This window comes from Nocardia pseudobrasiliensis NBRC 108224 (genome assembly GCF_001613105.1).
In the GTDB taxonomy this organism is placed as follows: Bacteria; Actinomycetota; Actinomycetes; order Mycobacteriales; family Mycobacteriaceae; genus Nocardia; species Nocardia pseudobrasiliensis.
This window is the reverse complement of sequence record NZ_BDBS01000069.1, coordinates 1-19,921: the sequence shown is the minus strand read 5'-3', so window position 1 is coordinate 19,921 and position 19,921 is coordinate 1. Positions and strand designations below refer to the sequence as shown.

The window sequence follows — 19,921 nt, the reverse complement described above, 5'->3', positions numbered from 1 at the left end:
GCTATCGCGGCGCGGGAATGGTGGCCGCGCCGCGGGTATCGCTGTAGGACTTCAGCAGCGTCGTGATCAGGCCCGTCGCCGTGTTGAGGATCAGCGAGCCGTACTGGAAGTCCGCCCGCATGCCGTCGGGCACCGGATAGGCGTTCTTCGCGGGCAGGCCCAGAATGCCGCTCTCCGCGCCCAATTGGAGGAATCGGTCGAGGACGCGGCCGACCACCTCGGTGATGGTGCCGTCCGGTGCGGAGTAGACGTAGCCATTGACGAATTTCACGTACTGGCCGCCGTCGCGGGTCGCGATCGGCTCGGATGCGGCCGCGCCCAGGTGGCCGTTCGGACCGCCCTGTGCCGCATAGTATTTCGCGATCGTGTTCTGATCCAGCAGATTCAGGATCCGGGTGGTGAGGGTGGCCAGCGCGGCGAGATCGGGCTGACTGCGCTGGGACTGCCGGGTCCCGGGCGCGGGGGAGGGCATCGTCTTCGACTCGTTCGCACCCGCATTGGTTCGCACATCGGTGCGCGCGGGTGCGCCCGCCGCCCCGGCGGCGATATCGCGGATGCGATCCATCAGCGCGTACGCGGCGTCGCCGGGGCAGGTGGTGCTGCCCACGTCGCGATGGGCGAAGACGATCGGCAGTTGCACCGCGGCGCCTTCCGGATACGGGGTGAAGTCGGTGCCCTCGGAATACATCGTGGTGTGGCCCTTGGGATCCAGCCCGGCCATCCTGGCCCGCCAGCCGATCAGCTGTCCGGCGGCCTCCACGGCCGCATCGGTGGGCGGCTCGGTCTGGAAGTCGCCCATGATCGCCACGCCGGAGGTGTTCTCGTTGAATCCGCCCGCGTGCGCGCCCTGCACCGGCTTGTCCATCCCGCCGAAGCGGCCCTCGAAGATCTGGCCGTACTTGTCGACCAGGGCGTTGTAGCCGATATCGCACCAGCCCAACGTCTTCGCGTGATAGGAGTAGATCGCCCGCACGATGCCCGCGGACTCCTCCCGGGTGTAGTCGTTGCGACCGGCGGTGTGGTGCACGGTGATTCCGCCGAGGCCGTCGTCGTAGGTCGGCTGCTGTTCGGGACAGTTGTCGCGCAGGGATTCATCCGCGCCCCACTGCGCCCGGCTGATGAATTGGGGCCCGTTACCCGGCAGCGCCTGGGCCACATCGGCCAGATTCCGATCGGCCACGCCGCGGCCGGGATCGATCAGCACCGCGGACAGTCCCGCCGCCGCGAGCTGAGCCGGATCGTCGGTGTGCGGGACCGCCGCGGCGGCCTTGTGCGTCACCAGCACCTGAACGGCCTTGGTCCTCCCCACGAAAATCGGTTCGGTGCCGGTCTTCTCGTCTCGGACGTGATCATCGCGCGAGCTCTCCACCCGATCGGTGGTGTACCAGGGCCCCCACCCGCCATCGTCCTTACGCGCCCGCACCAGCGATTTGGTCCCGGCCAGATCCTTCGAGGTGAGCGCGACCATGCTGAACGGCGTATCCCGGCTCAACTCCTTGACCTCGGCCCCGAGCTTGTCGGTCAGATCGGAGGAGACCGCGCCCGGCGTGAGCGCGGGCGTATTGGGATCGGCCCCCGGGATCTGGGCCGGATCGCCGGAATCACTCTGTGCCGCAATGAAAGACGGGGCATTGGGCGCGGGGCTCGCGATCGCCACGCCCGTGGGCGCGGATCCCGTTGTGGCCGAGCCCGCCGGAGTGGAGTTCACGGGGGCCGGAGCCGCGGGTGCGGGGTTCGCGGGCGCGGAACCTGCGGGTGCGGGTCCCATCGCCGAACCTGCCGGAGTGGAGTTCACGGGGTCCGGAGCCGCGGGTGCGGGGTTCGCGGGCGCGGAACCTGCGGGTGCGGGTCCCATCGCCGAACCTGCCGGAGTGGAGTTCACGGGGTCCGGAGCCGCGGGTGCGGGGTTCGCGGGTCCGGAACCTGCGGGTGCGGGTCCCATCGCCGAACCCGCCGGTGCGGGGTTCGCGGGTGCCGGAGCCGCGGGTGTTGTGGGGGAGCCCGCCGGTGCTGAGCCCGCGGGGGTGGAACCCATTGGCGTCGAACCCGATTGGGGGCTGTTCAGTTGGGGGAGGGGGATCTCGGTCGGGAGTTCGCCGCCGAGGGGGTTGGGTAGGCCCGCGGGGATCGGGATGGCCCGGGGCAGGGGGATTTTGCGCAGGTCCGACAGGTGCAGGTCGGGTAGGTCCAGGCCGGTCAGTTCGCGCAGCGGCAGGATTACGTCGGGGGCGGAGGCCAGGGCCACCTCGGCCATTTGCGCCGGAATCGCGGCTAAGTTGCTGTCGGTCGCCGGCCGGTATTCCGGCGAATCCCGGAGCAGGATTGTCGCCAGGGGCGCCGCGACCGCGAGGGTCGTGACCACCGGTAGTAGATACGAGCGTTGCGGTCTGCGGTACGGCACGATCGTCTCCCATTCGGTTAGAGCCGGCGACCGTCAGCAGCGATGCGGGTTGATTCCTGACGGATCAATAGTCACAATAGTCACAAATGTCACAAGACTAAAGCTTCACTCGAGACTGAGAGTCGCGATAGCTGAAATGTAACTTTCCGGTAGCCGCTACGCGGGGAGGACATGCCGCCCCGCCATCCCTGGGGAGTCCGCATGGCAGGTACGACCGCAGCACGGGAGGGTGACCTACGCCGGCGTCGGCGACGGCGCGGACGAATAGCGATCGCGGGGATCGCGATCGCGCTGACCGGCGGCACCATCGTCGTCACCCTGGCCTATCCGCTGATCCGCCCGGTCGAGGCCGCCTATCGGCCGCTGTCGGCCACCGGTCACGGCCGGGGTATGAGCCAGTTCGGCGCGCTGGAACGAGCGGCCGCGGGCGCTTCGGCGCAGAGCATTCTCCTGGCCTACTATCCGGGCGCGACCGAGGCCACCATCGCGCCCACCCCGGTCCGCGTCCGGCTGACCGTATACGACAATCAGACCCTCGACGTGTACTCCGACAGCGGCCTCGCGGTCGCCGGGCGACGCGTGGTCGCCGGTCAGGCCGCGCATCTGACCCCGACTCCGGACGGCGGCGCACACGTCACGGTGACGCTGGGCTGCGACGGCGAAAAGGTCTGGGAGGGTTCGACCGACGATCCCTGGGCCTATCCGATCGATCCGGGCTCGGACCGTCCGGCGGCCGAACATCTGAAGGTCTGCGACGGCGCGACCTTCCGCGGCGCGCTCGGGGTGACACTCGAGAACGGCGAGCCACGCACGGTCGACGAGGTCGATGTCGAGGACTATCTGCTGGGCGTCGTCCCGGCCGAGATGCAGGCCAACTGGGCCGATCGCGGCGGAGTCGAGGCGCTGCGCGCACAGGCCGTCGCCGCCCGCTCCTACGCCCTGGCCGAACATCGCTATCCCTATGCCCAGACCTGCGATACGACCGACTGCCAGCAGTATCCGGGCACCGAGAAGGAGGATCCGCGCGCCACCGCGGCCGTGCACGCGACGGCCGGACAGGTCCTGTTGCGCGACGGACGCATTCTGCGCACCGAATATTCGGCCGCACCCGGCGGCGGTCAGCCCGTCGATATCCGAACCCTCGACGTCGGACCCGCGGTGGGCCCCGCCCGCTAGGGCTCAGTCCAACTCGGTATCGCCCAGCGATTCCGACAGTTCGCGCAGCAGCACGATCAGCTGGTCGAGATCGGGACGGTTCATTCCGCCCAGCACCCGGGCCTGGTTGGCGACGTGCAGCGGCATGATCTCGTCGATGAGCGCGCGGCCCCGATCGGTCAGCCGAATGCGGATCGTGCGGCGATCCGCGGGATCGGCCTCGCGTTGGACCAGACCCTTGGCCGCCATCCGATCGATGCGGTTGGTGATCGCGCCCGAGGTGACCATCGTGGCCTTGATCAGCGCGCCCGCGGTCAGCCCGTGCGGACCGCCGGAGCGCCGCAGCGTGCTGAGTACGTCGAACTCCCAGTACTCCAGCCCGTGCGGCGCGAAGAACTCCTTCATCTGCCGCTCGAGCAGGCGGGCCAGGCGCTTGAGCCGGCCGATCACGTGGGTCGGCCAAACGTCCAGATCCGGATCCACTTTCGCCCACGCGGCCACCACCTGATCCACGGCGTCACTCATCCGCTGTCCTCTCGATGTCTAAAATCTCAATATGAAGATACTTGACATGAAGATGAATCGTGCTGTCTTATCTCAATGTTGAGATTATGAATCAGGAGAGACCGACATGACAACCATCCCCGCCGCGACCTCCTCGCGTGTCGGCACCCTCGCTCTCACCGGGCTCGCACCCCTGGTCTGGGGCACGACCTATGCCGTGACCTCCGAATTCCTGCCGTCCGAGCGGCCGATGTTCACCGCGCTGATGCGGGCGCTGCCGGTCGGACTGCTGCTGATCGCCGCGACCCGGCGACTGCCGCACGGTCGCTGGATCTGGCGCGCCGGACTGCTCGGCGTGCTGAATATCGGCGTGTGGTTCGCGCTGCTCTTCCTGGCCGCCTACCGGCTACCCGGCGGCGTCGCGGCCGTACTCGGCGCGGCGACACCGATGTTCGCCCTCGGCTTCGCGGCCATGCTGCTGCGCGAGCGGCCGACCAGCCGCAAGGTGATCGCCGCGATCATCGGGATCTCGGGTGTGGCGCTGGTGGTGCTGCGCGCGAACGCGACACTCGACGTCATCGGTGTGGCTGCCGGTCTGGTCGGCGCGGCGTCCCAGGCCGCCGGGGCCGTGCTCACCGGTAAATGGGGACGACCCGAGGGCGTCGGCCCGGTCGCCTTCACCGGCTGGCAGCTCACCGCGGGCGGGCTGATGCTGCTGCCGCTGGCCCTGCTCGTCGAGGGCGCGCCGCCGGCAATGGATGTCCCGGCCATTGGCGGCTACCTCTACCTCGGCCTGATCGGCACCGCCGCGGCCTATGTGCTCTGGTTCCGCGGCCTGTCCCGGATGCCCGCGACCTCGATCGCCTTCTTGGGCCTGCTGAGCCCGCTCGGTGCGGCGGTCATCGGCTGGGCCTGGCTCGGCCAAGCGCTGTCGCCGCTGCAGATCCTCGGCATCGTCATCGCCCTGGCGGGCACGCTGCTCGCGCAGACCGGCGCGGCGCGTAAGCCCGACGATTCGAAAAAGCCTGCCGTGCGCAATGTCTCGGTGACCCAACCGGCGCCGTCCGCCTCGGTGGACCAGGTCGCCTGAAGCCAGCCCTCGACAAGGAGAACGAATAACCATGCGTATCACCGTCTTCGGAGCATCCGGTGCGGTCGGCGGGCGAGTCGTGGCCGAGGCCGTCGCCCGCGGCCATCACGTCACCGCGGTCTCGCGCGATCCACACCGACTGCGCGGGCTTCCCGTGGCGGTCGAACTGCGGGCGGGCGATGCCACCGACCCGGATCAGGTCGCCGAACTCAGCGCGGGCCAGGATCTGGTCATCAGCGCCACCCGCCCGTCGCTGGGCCGGGAATACGAATTGGCCGATGTCGCAGCGGGATTGCTGACCGGCCTGACCCGAACCGGAGTGCGCCTGCTGGTAGTGGGTGGCGCCGGACATCTGACCGTACCGGGCGCCGACGGCCGCTGCCTGATCGAAATGCCCGACTTCCCACCGCATCTGCTCCCCATCGCCCTGGCCTGCCACGCCCAGCTGCAACTGTTCCAGGCCGCGGCCGCCGAGCCCGACGGCGGCCCGGTGGACTGGGCCTATCTCAGCCCGCCCGCCGAACTCGAACCCGGCGAGCGAACCGGCGAATACCGAACGGGCACAAACGAATTGGTGACCACCGACACCGGTGCGTCATTCATCTCGCTGGAGGATTTCGCGGTCGCCCTGCTCGATGAGGCCGAACATCCGAAATACCACCGCACTCGCTTCACGGTCGGCTATTGAGATCCGACGACAGATCGGCGTCCGGGCGGTAGAGTTCGCGCCCGAGCGTGTGAGGGGACGGATTACCGCCGGGGCGGGTACAGCCCAACTACTGATGAGGTCCGCCATGGCATATCCGTACGACTACGGCGGACCGGAGCCGAAACCCGGTGCCGGAACCGCGATTACGGCGGGATTGCTGGCCCTGCTCGACGGGATCTTTCTCGCGCTCGTCACGGGCGGGGCGGCCATCGCCTACTCCGAGGAGCGGCGCGAGAGCGCGGTCGGCTCCGACGACGCGGGCATAGCGTTGTCGATGGGGCTGGGCGCGGGTCCGGCCGCGATCCTGTTGTTCATCGGCGCGATCCTGCTGTTCGCCCGGCGTAGGGCCGGCCGTGCCCTGCTGATCGGCACGCCGCTGTTCGCGATGCTCTACATGTCGGGCTGGATGATCTACGGCAGCGTTCGCTGGGGCGTGCACACCTCGGATCTGCCCTCGATGGCCGCGGTGCTGAGCGTCTTCGTCGCCGTGCAGGCCCTGGTGCTGTGCTTCGCGATACTCGGCTCCACCGGTCGCTGGGTGGCCGCCGGGCGGCGGCCACCGCAGCCGTACTACTGAGCTACACCGCACACATCGACTGCATCACCCCGCGCAGGATCGGCGCGCCGTAGGTCGCGGGGGCGAAGGCCAACGTCTCGGCCATGCCGAGCGGGGTGAGCACGGTGGACGAGACGCCGGTCCATCCGGCGACCAGATTGGCGGCGGTCAGCAGCAGACTGGTCACATCCAGCACCAAAGTGGTGAGGTCGTAGGCGTTCTCGACGGTGATATCGGACAGGGCGACGGTGTCCAGCGCCTTGCCCTCGTAGATGTCGAAGCCCAGATTCGCCAGGAAGGTGATCGGGCCGTAGTCGATGTAGTCCACGATCGGGCCGAGTTCATCGGTCTTGCGTAGCAGCGCGAGCTTGGCGATTCGGTTGCCGTGCAGGAAGTCCTGGACTCCGGTCGCGGTGGCGTTCAGGGCATTTCGATCGATCGGCAGATCGGTGTGCGCGAGGAAATCGCGGGTGCGTTCGACCAGGGCGCCGGTCGTCAGATCCGCGATCGGCGTGCAGTGCCCGTCGGCCAGCACCAGCTGGCGGGCCAGATCGGCGATAGGCGCGGGCACCGCGACATGTTCGCTCGGGAAGTCGGACGGGTCGAGATCCAGCGCGCCATACGCATTCGGGCCCGGACAGGTCGCTCGCAACTGGTCCTGCACCTTGCGGGCCAGCCATTTCACCCCGCTGAACACCCCGCCGACGATGAATTTGAGGAAGAATCCGGCGGTCGGCACCAGGCTCGCGGCCAACTGCGCCGGAATCTTCACGATCCGGGTGGCGAGGATGAACACCTCGATCACATCGTTCACGGTCAGTCGCGATACCGACACCGTCTGATCGAGGCGGCCGGTCCGCACGGCGTCCAGCCCGTTGACCAGATAGGTCACGATCGGATCGTCGAGCTGTTCGGGTCGCCCACCGAGGGTGGCCGGATCGACGGGCAGTCCGTCCCGGTGGACGCGCAGGGTCGCGATGTCGTGCCGGAAGTCCTCGACCCGTCGATCGAAGTCGGCCACCTGCGCGGCCGGGACCACACCGCGCAGGGCGGTGGCGGCCGAGGTGACGATGTCGTCGAAGGTCGGGGCCTGTGCGCCGCAGAGTCCGGCGGCATCGGCCACGGGTGCGGCGGCGAGGGATGCGGGCTGGTCGGCGCGGGCGGGCGAGGGGGTCAGCAGTCCCGCGCCCAGGGCGGTGGTCAGGACGAATGCGCCGAGCAGCGGGCGCAGGGAACGGGAGATCCGCATCTGAAGTTCTTCCGGTTCTGGCGGCATTGAACTGGACGTACGTTCAATTCAGGTGCCGTATGTAATACCGGCTCGATGACGGGTGCGGGCCCGTTTCGGTGAACATTGCGCGAAAACCCCACCCACGTTCACGGACTGTCACACTCGACCGGGACCACCGCGCGACTTCCGATACGCTGGGCTCCCGTGACCGTCGCATCCCCCTTCGATCTCATCGTCGTCGGCTCCGGCTTCTTCGGGCTGACCATCGCCGAACGCACCGCCACCCTGCTCGGCAAGCGGGTGCTGGTGATCGAACGCCGCCACCACCTGGGTGGCAACGCTTATTCGGAGGCGGATCCGGAAACCGGTATCGAGGTGCACAAATACGGTGCACACCTGTTCCACACCTCCAACAAGCGGGTTTGGGACTATGTGAACGAGTTCACCGAGTTCACCGGCTACCAGCACCGCGTGTTCGCCATGCACAAGGGGCAGGCCTACCAGTTCCCGATGGGCCTGGGTCTGATCTCGCAGTTCTTCGGCCGCTACTTCACCCCGGACGAGGCCCGCAAGCTCATTGCCGAGCAGTCCGCGGAGATCGAGACCAAGGATGCGGCCAACCTCGAGGAGAAGGCCGTCTCGCTGGTGGGCCGCCCACTCTACGAGGCGTTCATCCGCGACTACACCGCCAAGCAGTGGCAGACCGATCCGAAGGAGCTCCCGTCGGGCGTCATCACCCGCCTGCCGGTCCGCTACACCTTCGACAATCGCTACTTCAACGACACCTACGAGGGTCTGCCCCGCAACGGCTACACCGCGTGGCTGTCGAAGATGGCCGAATCCGAGCTCATCGAGGTTCGGGTGAACACCGACTGGTTCGAGGTGCGCGAGGAACTGCGCGCGCAGAATCCGGACGCCCCCGTGGTCTACACCGGCCCGCTGGATCGCTACTTCGACTACGCCGAGGGTGAATTGGGCTGGCGCACCATCGATTTCGAGACCGAGGTGCTGCCGACCGGTGACTTCCAGGGCACCTCGGTGATGAACTACAACGACGCGGATGTGCCCTACACCCGCATCATCGAGCCGCGCCACTTCCACCCCGAGCGCGACTACCCGGCCGACAAGACGGTCATCCAGCGCGAATACTCGCGCTTCGCCCAGACCGGCGACGAGCCGTACTACCCGATCAACACCCCCGAGGACCGTGCCAAACTGCTCGCCTACCGCGAGCGGGCCAAGGCCGAAACCGCCTCGGCCAGGGTGCTTTTCGGTGGCCGACTGGGCACCTACAAATACCTCGACATGCACATGGCCATCGGCAGCGCGCTGAGCACCTTCGACAATGTGCTGCGCCCGCACCTGGAATCCGGTGCGCCGCTGGTGGATTCGGACGACAACGAGTGACGATGCAGGCGACATTGGAACAGACCACGACCGAAACCCGCGCGAAATCGCTACTGCAGCGGATCATCCTGCCCCGACCGGGTGAACCGCTGGATGTGCGCACCCTTTATCTGGAGGAGTCCGCGACGAATGCCCGTCGCGCCCACGCCACCTCGCGGACCTCGCTGTCGATCGGCGCGGAGTCGGAGGTGTCGTTCTGCACCTACTTCAACGCCGTGCCCGCCTCCTACTGGCGGCGCTGGTCGATTCTGAAATCCGTTGTGCTGCGGCTGGAACTGTCCGGCCACGGGCGGGTGGACGTGTATCGGTCCAAGGCCGACGGTTCGCGAATTCATGTGCAGGGCAGTGAGTTCAGTACCGACGTGGTGGTGAATCCCGGCGAAAAGCATGCCGGGAACAAGGACAAGGAGGGTGGGCTCGCCGGGAACAAGGACAAGGAGGGTGGGCTCGCCGGGAACAAGGGGGACGGACTCGCAGGCTCCTTCGCCGACGTCACGGTCGAATTCGAGGTCGACCTCGCCCCCTTCGAGGACGGCGGCTGGATCTGGTTCGACATCACCACCGACTCACATGTCGAACTGCGCAGCGGCGGCTGGTACGCGCCGGTCGAGGCTCCGGGTGAGGGCAGCATCGCGGTCGGCATGCCGACCTTCAACCGCCCCACCGACTGCGTGAAAACCCTTGCGGCCCTGGGCTCGGACCCGCTGGTGCTGGAGAAGGTCAAGGCCGTGATCATTCCGGATCAGGGCAACCGCAAGGTGCGCGACGAGCCGGGCTTCGACGAGGCGGCCGCGGTGCTCGGCGACCGGCTGGCGATGCACGATCAGCCCAATCTCGGCGGTTCCGGCGGTTACAGCCGGGTCATGTACGAGGCGCTGAAGACCACCGACGCGCAGTACATCGTCTACATGGACGACGATATCGAGATCGAGCCGGACTGCATCCTGCGCGCGCTGGCCTTCGCCCGCTTCGCCCGCACGCCCACGCTGGTCGGCGGGCAGATGCTGAATCTGCAGGAGCGCTCGCATCTGCACACCATGGGCGAGGTCGTCGACCGCGGCATCTGGATGTGGACCGCCGCGCCGAATGTCGAATACGACCACGACTTCTCGAAGTATCCGCTGCGCGACCGCGACAACTCCAAACTGCTGCACCGGCGCATCGACGTCGATTTCAACGGCTGGTGGACGTGCGTCATCCCGCGCTCGGTCGCCGAGGAGATCGGTCAGCCGCTGCCGCTGTTCCTGAAGTGGGACGACGTCGAATACGGGCTGCGCGCCAAGCAGGCGGGCTATCCGACCGTCACCCTGCCGGGCGCGGCGGTATGGCATATGGCCTGGAGCGACAAGGACGACGCCATCGACTGGCAGGCCTACTTCCACCTGCGCAACCGCCTGGTGGTCGCGGCGCTGCACCTGCCGGGCGACGGGCGGCCGATGGTCGTCAACACCATCAAGGCGACCCTGAAACATCTACTGTGCCTGGAGTATTCGACGGTCGCCATCCAGAACCAGGCGATCCGCGATTTCCTGGCGGGTCCGGACCGGCTGTTCCAGCTGCTGCCGACCGCACTGGGTTCGGTCGCGAAGATGCGCAAGGACTTCCCCGACGCGGTGGTCCTGCCGTCCTCGACGGAGCTGCCGTTCGCCAGCGGCGCGGATGTCGGCGCGGTCGGCGAACCGGCCAATCCGATCGCGAAGATCGTGCGCCTGGGTAAGGGTCTGGTGCACAGTGTGCGGCCGGCCAAGCCCGAACATCATGAGCGCCCGCAGCTCAATGTGCCGACCCTCGACGCCCGGTGGTTCCTGCTCTCGCAGGTCGACGGCGTCACGGTGACGACGGCCGACGGCCGCGGCGTGGTGTACCGCAAACGCGATCCGCGCCAGGCGCTCGCACTGTTCAAAGAGGCCATGCGGTTGCGCAAAGAGCTGGCCGCCCGGTTCGGCGAAATCCGCGCGCAGTATCGTGCCGCACATCCGTACTTGACCAGCACGGCCGCCTGGGAGAATGCCTTCGGCATCGGAAGCGAGGGGAAATGACCGCCACCGCACCGGAATCGGCCGATTCGCCGCATCTGCGCGTGGTGCCCGATCCCGCGTCGCCCGCACCCGCCGAGGTCAAGATCATCAATGCGGTTCAGGGCACGATCGGGCGAAACCCGCAGGTGATCAAGGCCGCTCGCGGCATGTCGCATTTCGGTGAGCACGCGCTGGGCTGGATGGGCATCGGCGCGGTCGGCGCCCTGCTCGACAAGCCGCGCCGCCGCGAGTGGGCCGGCGTCGCGGTCGGCGCCTTCGGCGCGCACGCGGCCTCGGTGATCATCAAACGCGTTGTCCGGCGGCCCCGCCCGAACGATCCGTCGGTGCAGGTCAACGTGTCGACCCCCAGCAAGCTGAGCTTCCCGTCCTCGCATGCCACCTCCACTACGGCGGCTGCGGTGTTGCTCGGACGGCTCACCGGGCTACCCTTGCCTGCGGTACTCGTACCTCCGATGCTGCTGTCCCGGGTCGTCCTCGGGGTGCACTACCCTTCCGACGTGCTCGCCGGTTCCGCGCTGGGCGCCGCGTCCGCAGCCGCAGTGCTAGCCGTCGAAAAGAGATTCACCAGTGACCGCACAGGAAAGAACCCTCGCTGATATGAGTGAAGAACCGACCAGCGTCGATTTGGACGAGGCTGTCATCAAGGGTCCGCCCAAGACTCTGGTCGGCGGCCTCGTCAAGGCCGTGCGGCCGCGTCAGTGGGTCAAGAACGTCCTGGTGCTGGCCGCGCCGCTGGCCGCGGGCAAGATTCCCGGCACCGACACCTACGCCATCGCCGATTTCACGCGGGACTGGCACATCGCCATCGCCTTCGTGGTGTTCTGCATGGCGGCCTCGGGGATCTACCTGGTCAACGACGCCCTGGACGTCGAGGCGGACCGGGCCCATCCGACCAAGCGCTTCCGTCCGATCGCGGCCGGCGTGGTGCCGGTGAATCTGGCGTACGCGCTGTCGGTGGTGCTGCTGGGCGCCTCGATTCTGCTCTCGTTCGCGGCGGCCTGGCAGCTGGCGGCGGTGATGGCCGTCTACATCGTGATCCAGCTGGCCTACTGTTTCGGGCTCAAGCATCAGGCCGTACTCGATATCTGCATCGTGTCGTCGGGCTTCCTGCTGCGCGCGGTCGCGGGCGGCGCGGCGGCCAATATCCATCTGTCGCAGTGGTTCCTGCTGATCATGGCCTTCGGCTCGCTGTTCATGGCCGCGGGCAAGCGTTACGCCGAGCTCAAGATCGCGCTCGACACCGGCGCCAAGATCCGCAAGTCGCTGCAGTACTACACACCAACCTATCTGCGTTTCATCTGGACCCTGTCGGCCACCGCGGTGGTCGTGTTCTACGGGTTGTGGGCGTTCGAAAACGATCACAAGAACAACCAGTGGTTCGCGATCTCGATGATTCCCTTCACGGTCGCGATCCTGCGCTACGCGGTCGACGTCGATGGCGGCGAGGCCGGTGAACCCGAAGAGATCGCGCTGGGAGACCGCATCCTGCAGTTCCTGGCCATAGCGTGGATCGGAGCGGTAGGTGTCGCTGTCTATCTCACCTGACGAGATGGTGGTAGCGGGAGACAAGCAGAACGAGGACACGCCCACGACGGCCCTACCGGTCGGCGCAGCGCTGCGCCAGGCCCTAGCCGCGCGGCGTGTCTCGCTGCTGTCCCGCGCCACCTTCGTCGGTGGGGTGACACTCACCGTGGTCCTGTTCGGCGTCGGCGCCTGGCAACGGCGCTGGATCGCCGACGACGGCCTGATCGTATTGCGCACGGTGCGTAATCTTTTGGCCGGCAACGGACCGGTGTTCAACGCGGGCGAGCGGGTGGAGACCAACACCAGCGCCGCGTGGACCTACGTCGTCTGGTTCTTCAGCTGGCTCACCCAGGCTCGGCTGGAGTATGTGGTGCTGGCCGTGGCCCTGACGCTGTCGCTACTCGCGATCGTGTTCGCCATGCTCGGCGCGGCGCGACTGTGGGGCGGCGCCGCCGGACAGCTGCTGCTGCCCGCGGGCGCGCTGGTGTACATCGCGGTGCCCCCGGCCCGCGACTACGCCACCTCCGGACTGGAGAACTGCCTGGTCATCTTCTGGCTGGGCGTGCTGTGGTGGCTGCTGATGCGCTGGAGTCAGGCCGAAAAGGTCCGGCTCACCACCCTTTTCGGGGTGACGTTCTGGGCCGGGCTGTGCTGGGTGATCCGGCCGGAGATGACCATCCTCGGCGGATTGGCGCTGCTGCTGGTGTTCTTCGCGCCGATGCCGCGGACCCGCCTGCGGCCGTTCGTGACCCGGGCCCTGCTGGTGCTGGTCGGCGGTCTGGTGCCGGTCGGCTATCAGATCTGGCGGATGGGCTACTACGGCCTGCCCTATCCGAACACCGCGGTCGCCAAGGAGGCGGGCGGTGCGAAGTGGAAGCAGGGCTTCACCTATCTGTGGGATCTGGTCGGCCCGTACTACCTGTGGCTGCCGCTGCTGCTGCTCGTAGTGGCCACGGTGCTGATCCTGCGCGCGCGGCGTTCCGAGGCCGCCGACGAGACCGCCGACGAGGCCGCCCCCGTGGCGAAATGGCGACGGTTGCGTTCACCCCGCGCGGTCGTGACGCTGATGATCTTCGCGGGCGTGTTGCTGGTGGCGTTCAATCTGCGCGTCGGTGGCGACTTCATGCACGGCCGAATGCTGTTGCCGCAGCTGTTCATCCTGATGCTGCCGGTCTCGGTGCTGCCGATTCGCCTGCCCGCCAGGGCGAACCGGACACCGCGCTCGCTGCTGCTGGTCGCGATTCCGGTGGTGGCCTGGCTGGTGGCCCTGGGCTGGTCCCTGTTCGCCGCCAATACCACCACGACCAACGCGGGCGCGGGAATCAGCGATACCGGCATCGTCGACGAGCGCGTGTACTACGTCCTCAACAGCGGTCATTCGCATCCGATCCTGGCCGAGGACTATCTGGACTATCCGCGCATGCGGGCCATGGTTCGCGATATCGCGGGCACCCCGGACGGCGGTCTGCTGATCACCTCGCCGTCGTTCATGATGTGGTACGTCGCCCCGCCGCCGCTGCCCATTCCGCCGGGCGGCTCCGGCCATACGGTCTACTTCCTGAATCTGGGAATGACCAGCATGAACGTGCCGCTGAACGTCCGGGTCATCGATCAAGAGGGCTTGGCATATCCGTTGGCCGCGCATACCGACCGGCTCGAGGACGGCCGCATCGGCCACGACAAGAACCTCTATCCGGACTGGGTGCTCGTCGATACCGGCATGGTCGATCGCCACCCCTGGATGCCGTGGTTCCTGGACGAGAAATGGGTCACCCAGGCCCGTACCGCACTGAGCTGTCCCGCCACCCAGGACCTGCTCGCGAGCTCACGCGCGCCGCTGACCTGGGAGCGATTCCGGCACAATCTGATTCAATCGCTGCACTTCGCCAAGTACCGCATCGATCGGGTGCCCAAGTACGAGATCCAGCGCTGCAAGCTGGTCGATCCGACCGCCCCGACGGCTCCGAATTAGTGATGTGCTCTCGAGGCCTTCGCCACTTTGTCTCGATTCGGTAACGTCGCGCTGGAGCCGACGCGATAAGCTCCCATGAGTACGTCCGTCGGGGGCGCATCTCGGCATGCGCGGGGGCGATCAACAGCGGTACGCGGCCACCCCGGCCGCACAAGGGAAAGGCCGAACAGAATATGCGAGGCGCAACTGTGCTCGGGGCGCAGACCAAACGTCGGGCCGGCTGGATGAGGCGGTCGGTGCTCGGATTGGCGCTGGCGATGCTGGTGCCCTTCGGAGCGTCGGTGGCCGAGGCGGGCACCGCGGCGGCCGCGTTCGACCCCTCGGGCATCGACTTCTGGGTCGACTCTCCGACCATGGGACCGATCAAGTCGCGGATCTTCCGCGCCGCGGACGGCAACACCAGCCGGGTCGTGTACGCGCTCGACGGTATGCGCGCCACCCAGGACATCAGCGGTTGGGAGCACGAGACCAATGTGGCCGGCGCGCTCACCCAGGCCAATATCAATGTCGTGATGCCGATCGGCGGGCAGTCCAGCTTCTACGCCGACTGGAACGCGCCGAGTTCGTTCCTCGGTTTGCCGCCGATCACCGGATCGTCCTCGGGTTCGGCCTCCGGTTCGGGCGCCACCCAGGTGCTGGCCGCGGGTCCGGGTAAGAGCTACCGCTACGACTGGGAAACCTTCCTGACCCGCGATCTGCGCAACGCGCTGCGCGACCGGCTGGGTTTCAACGCCAACCGCAACGGTGTATTCGGCCTGTCCATGGGCGGCAGCGCGGCGCTGACGCTGGCGGCCTACCACCCGGACCAGTTCAGCTACGCCGGTTCCTACTCCGGCTATCTGAACGTCTCCGCGCCCGGTATGCGCGAGGCGCTGCGCATCGCGATGATCGACGCCGGTGGCTACAACATCGACTCGATGGCGCCGCCGTGGGGCCCCAATTGGTTGCGGATGGATCCGTTCGTATTCGCGCCGCGGCTGAAGAACAACAACACCCGCCTGTGGATCTCCGCCGGTAGCGGCCTGCCCGGCCCGGTGGACGGCCCGAACTTCAATACCCTCAACGCGATGGGTCTCGAGGCACTGGCCCTGGCCAACACCCGGGCCTTCCAGGTCCGCATGGCCACCCTGGGCGCGGGCAATGTGACCTACGACTTCCCCAACGTCGGCGTGCACAACTGGCGCTACTGGGAGAGCGAGGTCTACCGCATGCTTCCTGATCTGTCCGCCAATATCGGCTGATTCCAAGATCACTTTTCGGTTTTATTCCGCTCGCCTGCCCGCGAACCAACCGGACATCCGTAATACTCCAGTTCAGCGAACTACAGCTTGGTTCCGGATCGAGCGGCCGGATCGTGCGGTGCGAGGTGTGCGTGCCGGTCGCTGGGCGAAAGGTCGACAGCGATGCGATATGCGCGAAGTGAGGCCGGCTCCCCAGGGGCGAGGTGGCTGCGGCGATCGGTGCTCGCGATCGCGGCGATGGTGATGCTGCCGATCGCGATCGGAGGTCTGGGCGCGGCCCCGGCCGGGGCCGCGTTCAATCCCGCCGCCTTCGACTTCTGGGTCGACTCCCCGGTGATGGGGCCGATCAAGACCCGTGTCCTGCGCGCCGCCGACGGCAATACCGATCGCGTCGCCTACGTGCTCGACGGTATGCGCGCCACGCAGGACATCAGCGGCTGGGAGCACGAGACCAATGTGGCCGAGGTGCTGGCCTCCTGGAATATCAACGCGGTCATGCCGATCGGCGGCCAGTCCAGTTTCTATTACGACTGGAACGCGCCGAGTTCGTTCTTCGGCATCGGTTCGCCCGGATTCGGTTCGGCCACCGGATCCGGTGCGACCGAGACGTTCCTGGGCGGTCCGGGCAAGAGCTACCGCTACGACTGGGAGACCTTCCTGACCGTGCAACTGCGGAACGCGTTGCGCGACAGACTCGGATTCCGGGCCGATCGCAACGGCGTGTTCGGTCTGTCCATGGGAGGTAGCGCGGCGTTGACGCTGGCGGCCTATCACCCCGATCAGTTCAGCTTCGCCGGTTCGTTCTCCGGCTATCTCAATATCTCCGCACCCGGTATGCGCGAGGCCATCCGGGTGGCGATGATCGATGCCGGTGGCTACAACGTGGATTCGATGGCGCCGCCGTGGGGACCGTCCTGGTTGCGGATGGATCCATTCGTATTCGCACCGCGTTTGATCGCCAACAACACCCGGCTGTGGATCGCCGCGGGCAGTGGCGTGCCCTCACCGGAGGATCTGGCCCTGCCGCCGCTGGCCGCCGCAGACCACATCGTGCGCGGTACGCCGCTGGAGGCATTGGCGCTGGCCAACACTCGCGCGTTCCAGGTTCGCATGCTCACCCTGGGCGCGCAGAACGCGGTCTACTCGTTCCCGGATGTCGGTGTGCACGACTGGTTCAACTGGCAGAACGAGGCATATCGGATGATTCCGGATATGTCCGCCAATATCGGTTGATCACGATTCGGTGTAGGGCGCGTTTTCGCACGCGCCCGTTTCGACCTGTCCGCATATAGAAGAGAGTCGAAAATACCGAACGGTCAATGGTGATTGCGCGGGCGAAAGGTCGGATCGAATGCATCCCCGAGTGGTGTGCGGAAAAGTTGCTGTAACCGGCGCCCGGCGACTGCGCCGAGCGTTCGCCGGTCTGGCCCTGGCTATTTCGATGCCATTGGGGCTCATCGTGGGCGCGACGGGTCCGGCCGTCGCGGCCTATGATCCGGCCGGATTCGATTTCTGGGTCGATTCGGGTATGGGACCGATGAAGAACCGGATTTTTCGCGCCGCCGACGGCAACACCCGCCGCGTGGTCTACGCGCTGGACGGGCTGCGGGCCCGAAACGATCTGTCCGGCTGGGAGATCGATACCGATGTCGAGCGGGCGCTGACCCAGGCCGGCATCAACGTCGTGATGCCGATCGGCGGGCAGTCCAGCTTCTATTCGGATTGGAACGCGCCGAGTTCGTTCCTGACGCTGCCGCCGGTCGGGGCCCCGGTATCCGGATCCGGTGGCACCCAGGCGTTGTCGGGCGGGCCGGGTAAGAGCTATCGCTACGAATGGGAGACCTACCTGACCCGGGACCTGCGCAATGCGCTGCGCGACCGGCTCGGGTTCTCCCCGACCGGCAACGGCATATTCGGATTGTCGATGGGCGGCGGTGCCGCGCTCACACTGGCCGCCTATCATCCGGATCAATTCCGTTATGCCGCATCCTATTCCGGATATCTGAATCCGAGCGGGCCGGGGATGCCCGAGGCCCTGCGCGCGGCGCTCGTGGACGCGGGCGGCTTCAACATCGACGCCATGTGGGGTCCGCCCTGGGATTCGCGCTGGCAGCGCAACGATCCGACCAACTCGGCGCAGTTGCTGCACGACCACGGCACGCGGCTGTGGATCTCCTCCGGCAACGGCATTCCGGGCCCGCGCGATCCACTGCGCAGTGCGGTCGACGCCTACCACCTGACCAATGCGGCGGTACTGGAATCCATAGCATTCACCAATACCCGGACATTCCAGGCTCGTTGGGACAGTCTCGGCGGCGGTAACGCGGTGTTCGATTACACGCCGATCGGCGTTCACTTCTGGCGTTACTGGATCGATCAGGTCTACAAGATGCTTCCGGATCTGAGTGCGAATCTCGGCTAGCGCAAGAGATTTCACGTTCGGGCGACATCACCGAGCGAACGCGATAGGGTCACCGCACGATTACGAAAGGTGCACGGGCGGATTTCGGTCACGGGTATCATCCCGTCTTGCTAACGATTGAGCTGTCGCATATCGTCCAGCGAGCGCAAGTGTGACCAGTTCGTAGACGCGCCATCGCTCACATCGGAGGTCGGGATCCGAGGTGGGCGCTGATCGTGCCGTGCCGGTGGACGCCGACGCGCGGTACAGCTACAACAGCAGACTTACAGCAGCAGAAAGAGAGCAGTATCAATGCGTTTCGGCAGGTCCGCCGCGCCGGAGAAGCTCGGCTGGCGCTCACGTCTTCTCGCGCTGAGCGCCGCGGCTCTCGCATTTCCGCTCGCGGCGGGGGTGGCCGCCCCGACGGTCGCGCTGGCCGCTCCGGTCAGCGCCCCGGTGCATCGCACCCCGGCCGGCGGCTTCGAAGAGTTGATGGTTCCGTCGTCCATGGGCCCGGTCAAGGTTCAGGTGCAGTGGGCCGCGCACGGCGGTAACGCCGCGCTGCTGCTACTCGACGGCCTGCGCGCCCGCGACGACTACAACGCCTGGACCAAGGACGTCAACGCGCCCGCGCAGTGGGCCAACGACGACGTCACCCTGGTCATGCCGGTGGGTGGTCAGTCCAGCTGGTACGCCGACTGGATGCAGCCGAGCAACCTCAACGGTCAGAAGTTCACCTACAAGTGGGAGACCTTCCTGACCAAGGAGCTCCCCGACTTCCTCACCAATTACGGTGTGGCGCGCAACAACTACGCGGTGGCCGGTCTGTCGATGAGCGGTCCCGCCGCGCTGCGGCTGGCGGCGTTCCACCGCGATCAGTTCAAGTACGCGGCGTCGTTCTCGGGCCCGCTGAACTGGAACGCTCCGGGTATGCGCGAGGCGATCCGGGTCATGATGCTCGACGCCGGTCACTACAACGTCGACGCCATGGCAGCGCCGTGGAGCCCGCAGTGGCTGCGCTCGGATCCGATGGTGTTCGCGCCGCAGCTTCGTGGGCTGCCGATGTTCATCTCCTCGGCCACCGGCGTGCCCGGTCAGTACGACCACCCGAACTCCGCGGTCGGCGTTTTCAACACCGCCAACGCCATGGGTATCGAGGCGATCTCGTTCATCAGCAGCAAGTCGTTCCAGTCGCGGCTGGCCTCGCTGAACATTCCGGCCAACTACGACTTCCCCGTGCAGGGAACGCACAGCTGGAACTACTGGATCGATGAGCTCGGCAAGGCCCGCCCGGGCATCCTGGCCGCGTTGAACGCGGGCTAGTAGGACATATCCGCACGAAAGGCACCGTCCCGCAGGGGCGGTGCCTTTCGTTATCCCCGCCTCCCCGCGCGTCCTACCCCGGCAACGGCCCGTCGCGCGGTACAAATCACCTGTGGCTGGTGAGGGAAGCGAGAGATGGGGGAGCGCGCGCCGCGCTCGGATAGCTCGTGGGCGGCTGGCGGTACTGGCGGCGGCGATCGTATTGCCGCTCACCGCAGGACTTTCCACACCCGCCGCGGCCGAGCCCGCGCCACCCGCTGCCGCGCAGCCCGCCCCGGCCCCCGGACAGCCCGCGCAGGCCGCTCCGACACCTGCCCCGGCCGCGGGCCCACCGGCCTCGGTTCAGCCCGCTCCGGCGCCCGCACAAG

At 67.1% G+C, this 19,921-nt stretch carries 17 protein-coding genes; 14 read left to right on the top strand and 3 right to left on the bottom strand.

Annotation, left to right across the window (positions count from 1 at the left end; genetic code table 11):
• Position 1: 1 nt before the first annotated feature.
• A complete protein-coding gene (locus NP4_RS37355; RefSeq protein ID WP_281277690.1) occupies positions 2-2,254 on the bottom strand; it encodes an N-acetylmuramoyl-L-alanine amidase in 2,253 nt (750 codons plus the stop codon).
• A gap of 348 nt (positions 2,255-2,602) precedes the next feature.
• Here NP4_RS37355 and NP4_RS37345 point away from each other — a divergent pair, with 348 nt between their 5' ends.
• Complete coding sequence (locus tag NP4_RS37345; RefSeq protein WP_068008603.1) at positions 2,603-3,577, top strand: SpoIID/LytB domain-containing protein; 975 nt, start codon at positions 2,603-2,605, stop codon at positions 3,575-3,577.
• A 3-nt stretch (positions 3,578-3,580) separates the two neighbouring features.
• Here the strand turns inward: NP4_RS37345 and NP4_RS37340 are convergent, their stop codons facing one another.
• Positions 3,581-4,081: a MarR family winged helix-turn-helix transcriptional regulator gene (locus NP4_RS37340; protein ID WP_068008599.1), complete on the bottom strand. Its 501-nt coding sequence runs from the start codon at positions 4,079-4,081 to the stop codon at positions 3,581-3,583.
• 106 nt (positions 4,082-4,187) lie between these two features.
• On the opposite strand from NP4_RS37340, the gene NP4_RS37335 reads away from it, so the two are divergent.
• The 3 genes from NP4_RS37335 to NP4_RS37325 all read left to right on the top strand — a co-directional run bounded on the left by NP4_RS37335 (position 4,188) and on the right by NP4_RS37325 (position 6,436).
• Positions 4,188-5,150 (top strand): EamA family transporter, encoded by a 963-nt coding sequence (locus NP4_RS37335; protein WP_068008596.1) that lies wholly within the window; start codon positions 4,188-4,190, stop codon positions 5,148-5,150.
• 31 nt (positions 5,151-5,181) lie between these two features.
• On the top strand, positions 5,182-5,838 hold the full coding sequence (locus NP4_RS37330; protein WP_068008592.1) for an NAD(P)-dependent oxidoreductase: 657 nt from the start codon (positions 5,182-5,184) through the stop codon (positions 5,836-5,838).
• Between the two features lie 106 nt (positions 5,839-5,944).
• The gene (locus NP4_RS37325; protein ID WP_068008588.1) at positions 5,945-6,436 is read left to right on the top strand and encodes a hypothetical protein; all 492 of its coding nucleotides are present in this window, start codon (positions 5,945-5,947) and stop codon (positions 6,434-6,436) included.
• A 1-nt stretch (position 6,437) separates the two neighbouring features.
• On the opposite strand, the gene NP4_RS37320 is transcribed toward NP4_RS37325, so the two are convergent.
• Positions 6,438-7,664: a hypothetical protein gene (locus NP4_RS37320; RefSeq protein WP_068008586.1), complete on the bottom strand. Its 1,227-nt coding sequence runs from the start codon at positions 7,662-7,664 to the stop codon at positions 6,438-6,440.
• Positions 7,665-7,850: 186 nt separating this feature from the next.
• On the opposite strand from NP4_RS37320, the gene glf reads away from it, so the two are divergent.
• The 10 genes from glf to NP4_RS42230 form a co-directional block, all read left to right on the top strand.
• The gene (gene glf, locus NP4_RS37315; protein ID WP_068008581.1) at positions 7,851-9,053 is read left to right on the top strand and encodes a UDP-galactopyranose mutase; all 1,203 of its coding nucleotides are present in this window, start codon (positions 7,851-7,853) and stop codon (positions 9,051-9,053) included.
• A 2-nt stretch (positions 9,054-9,055) separates the two neighbouring features.
• Positions 9,056-11,092 carry a glycosyltransferase gene (locus NP4_RS37310; RefSeq protein WP_068008578.1) on the top strand — a complete coding sequence of 679 codons (2,037 nt, stop codon included), beginning with the start codon at positions 9,056-9,058 and terminating at the stop codon, positions 11,090-11,092.
• Positions 11,089-11,688 carry a phosphatase PAP2 family protein gene (locus NP4_RS37305; protein ID WP_082876562.1) on the top strand — a complete coding sequence of 200 codons (600 nt, stop codon included), beginning with the start codon at positions 11,089-11,091 and terminating at the stop codon, positions 11,686-11,688. The genes NP4_RS37310 and NP4_RS37305 overlap by 4 nt, the downstream gene beginning before the upstream one ends.
• A gap of 1 nt (position 11,689) precedes the next feature.
• On the top strand, positions 11,690-12,637 hold the full coding sequence (locus NP4_RS37300; protein ID WP_068008575.1) for a decaprenyl-phosphate phosphoribosyltransferase: 948 nt from the start codon (positions 11,690-11,692) through the stop codon (positions 12,635-12,637).
• 4 nt (positions 12,638-12,641) lie between these two features.
• The gene (locus tag NP4_RS37295; protein ID WP_245998620.1) at positions 12,642-14,588 is read left to right on the top strand and encodes an arabinofuranosyltransferase AftB family protein; all 1,947 of its coding nucleotides are present in this window, start codon (positions 12,642-12,644) and stop codon (positions 14,586-14,588) included.
• A gap of 173 nt (positions 14,589-14,761) precedes the next feature.
• The gene (locus NP4_RS37290; RefSeq protein ID WP_245998622.1) at positions 14,762-15,829 is read left to right on the top strand and encodes an alpha/beta hydrolase; all 1,068 of its coding nucleotides are present in this window, start codon (positions 14,762-14,764) and stop codon (positions 15,827-15,829) included.
• Positions 15,830-15,991: 162 nt separating this feature from the next.
• The gene (locus tag NP4_RS37285) at positions 15,992-17,062 is read left to right on the top strand and encodes an alpha/beta hydrolase (RefSeq protein ID WP_068008570.1); all 1,071 of its coding nucleotides are present in this window, start codon (positions 15,992-15,994) and stop codon (positions 17,060-17,062) included.
• Between the two features lie 118 nt (positions 17,063-17,180).
• A complete protein-coding gene (locus NP4_RS37280; RefSeq protein WP_068008567.1) occupies positions 17,181-18,251 on the top strand; it encodes an alpha/beta hydrolase in 1,071 nt (356 codons plus the stop codon).
• Between the two features lie 291 nt (positions 18,252-18,542).
• On the top strand, positions 18,543-19,553 hold the full coding sequence (locus tag NP4_RS37275) for an alpha/beta hydrolase (RefSeq protein ID WP_068008563.1): 1,011 nt from the start codon (positions 18,543-18,545) through the stop codon (positions 19,551-19,553).
• Positions 19,554-19,665: 112 nt separating this feature from the next.
• Positions 19,666-19,921, top strand: a 256-nt coding sequence (locus NP4_RS42230; RefSeq protein ID WP_218024002.1) for a hypothetical protein, incomplete at its 3' end; no start/stop codon positions are given.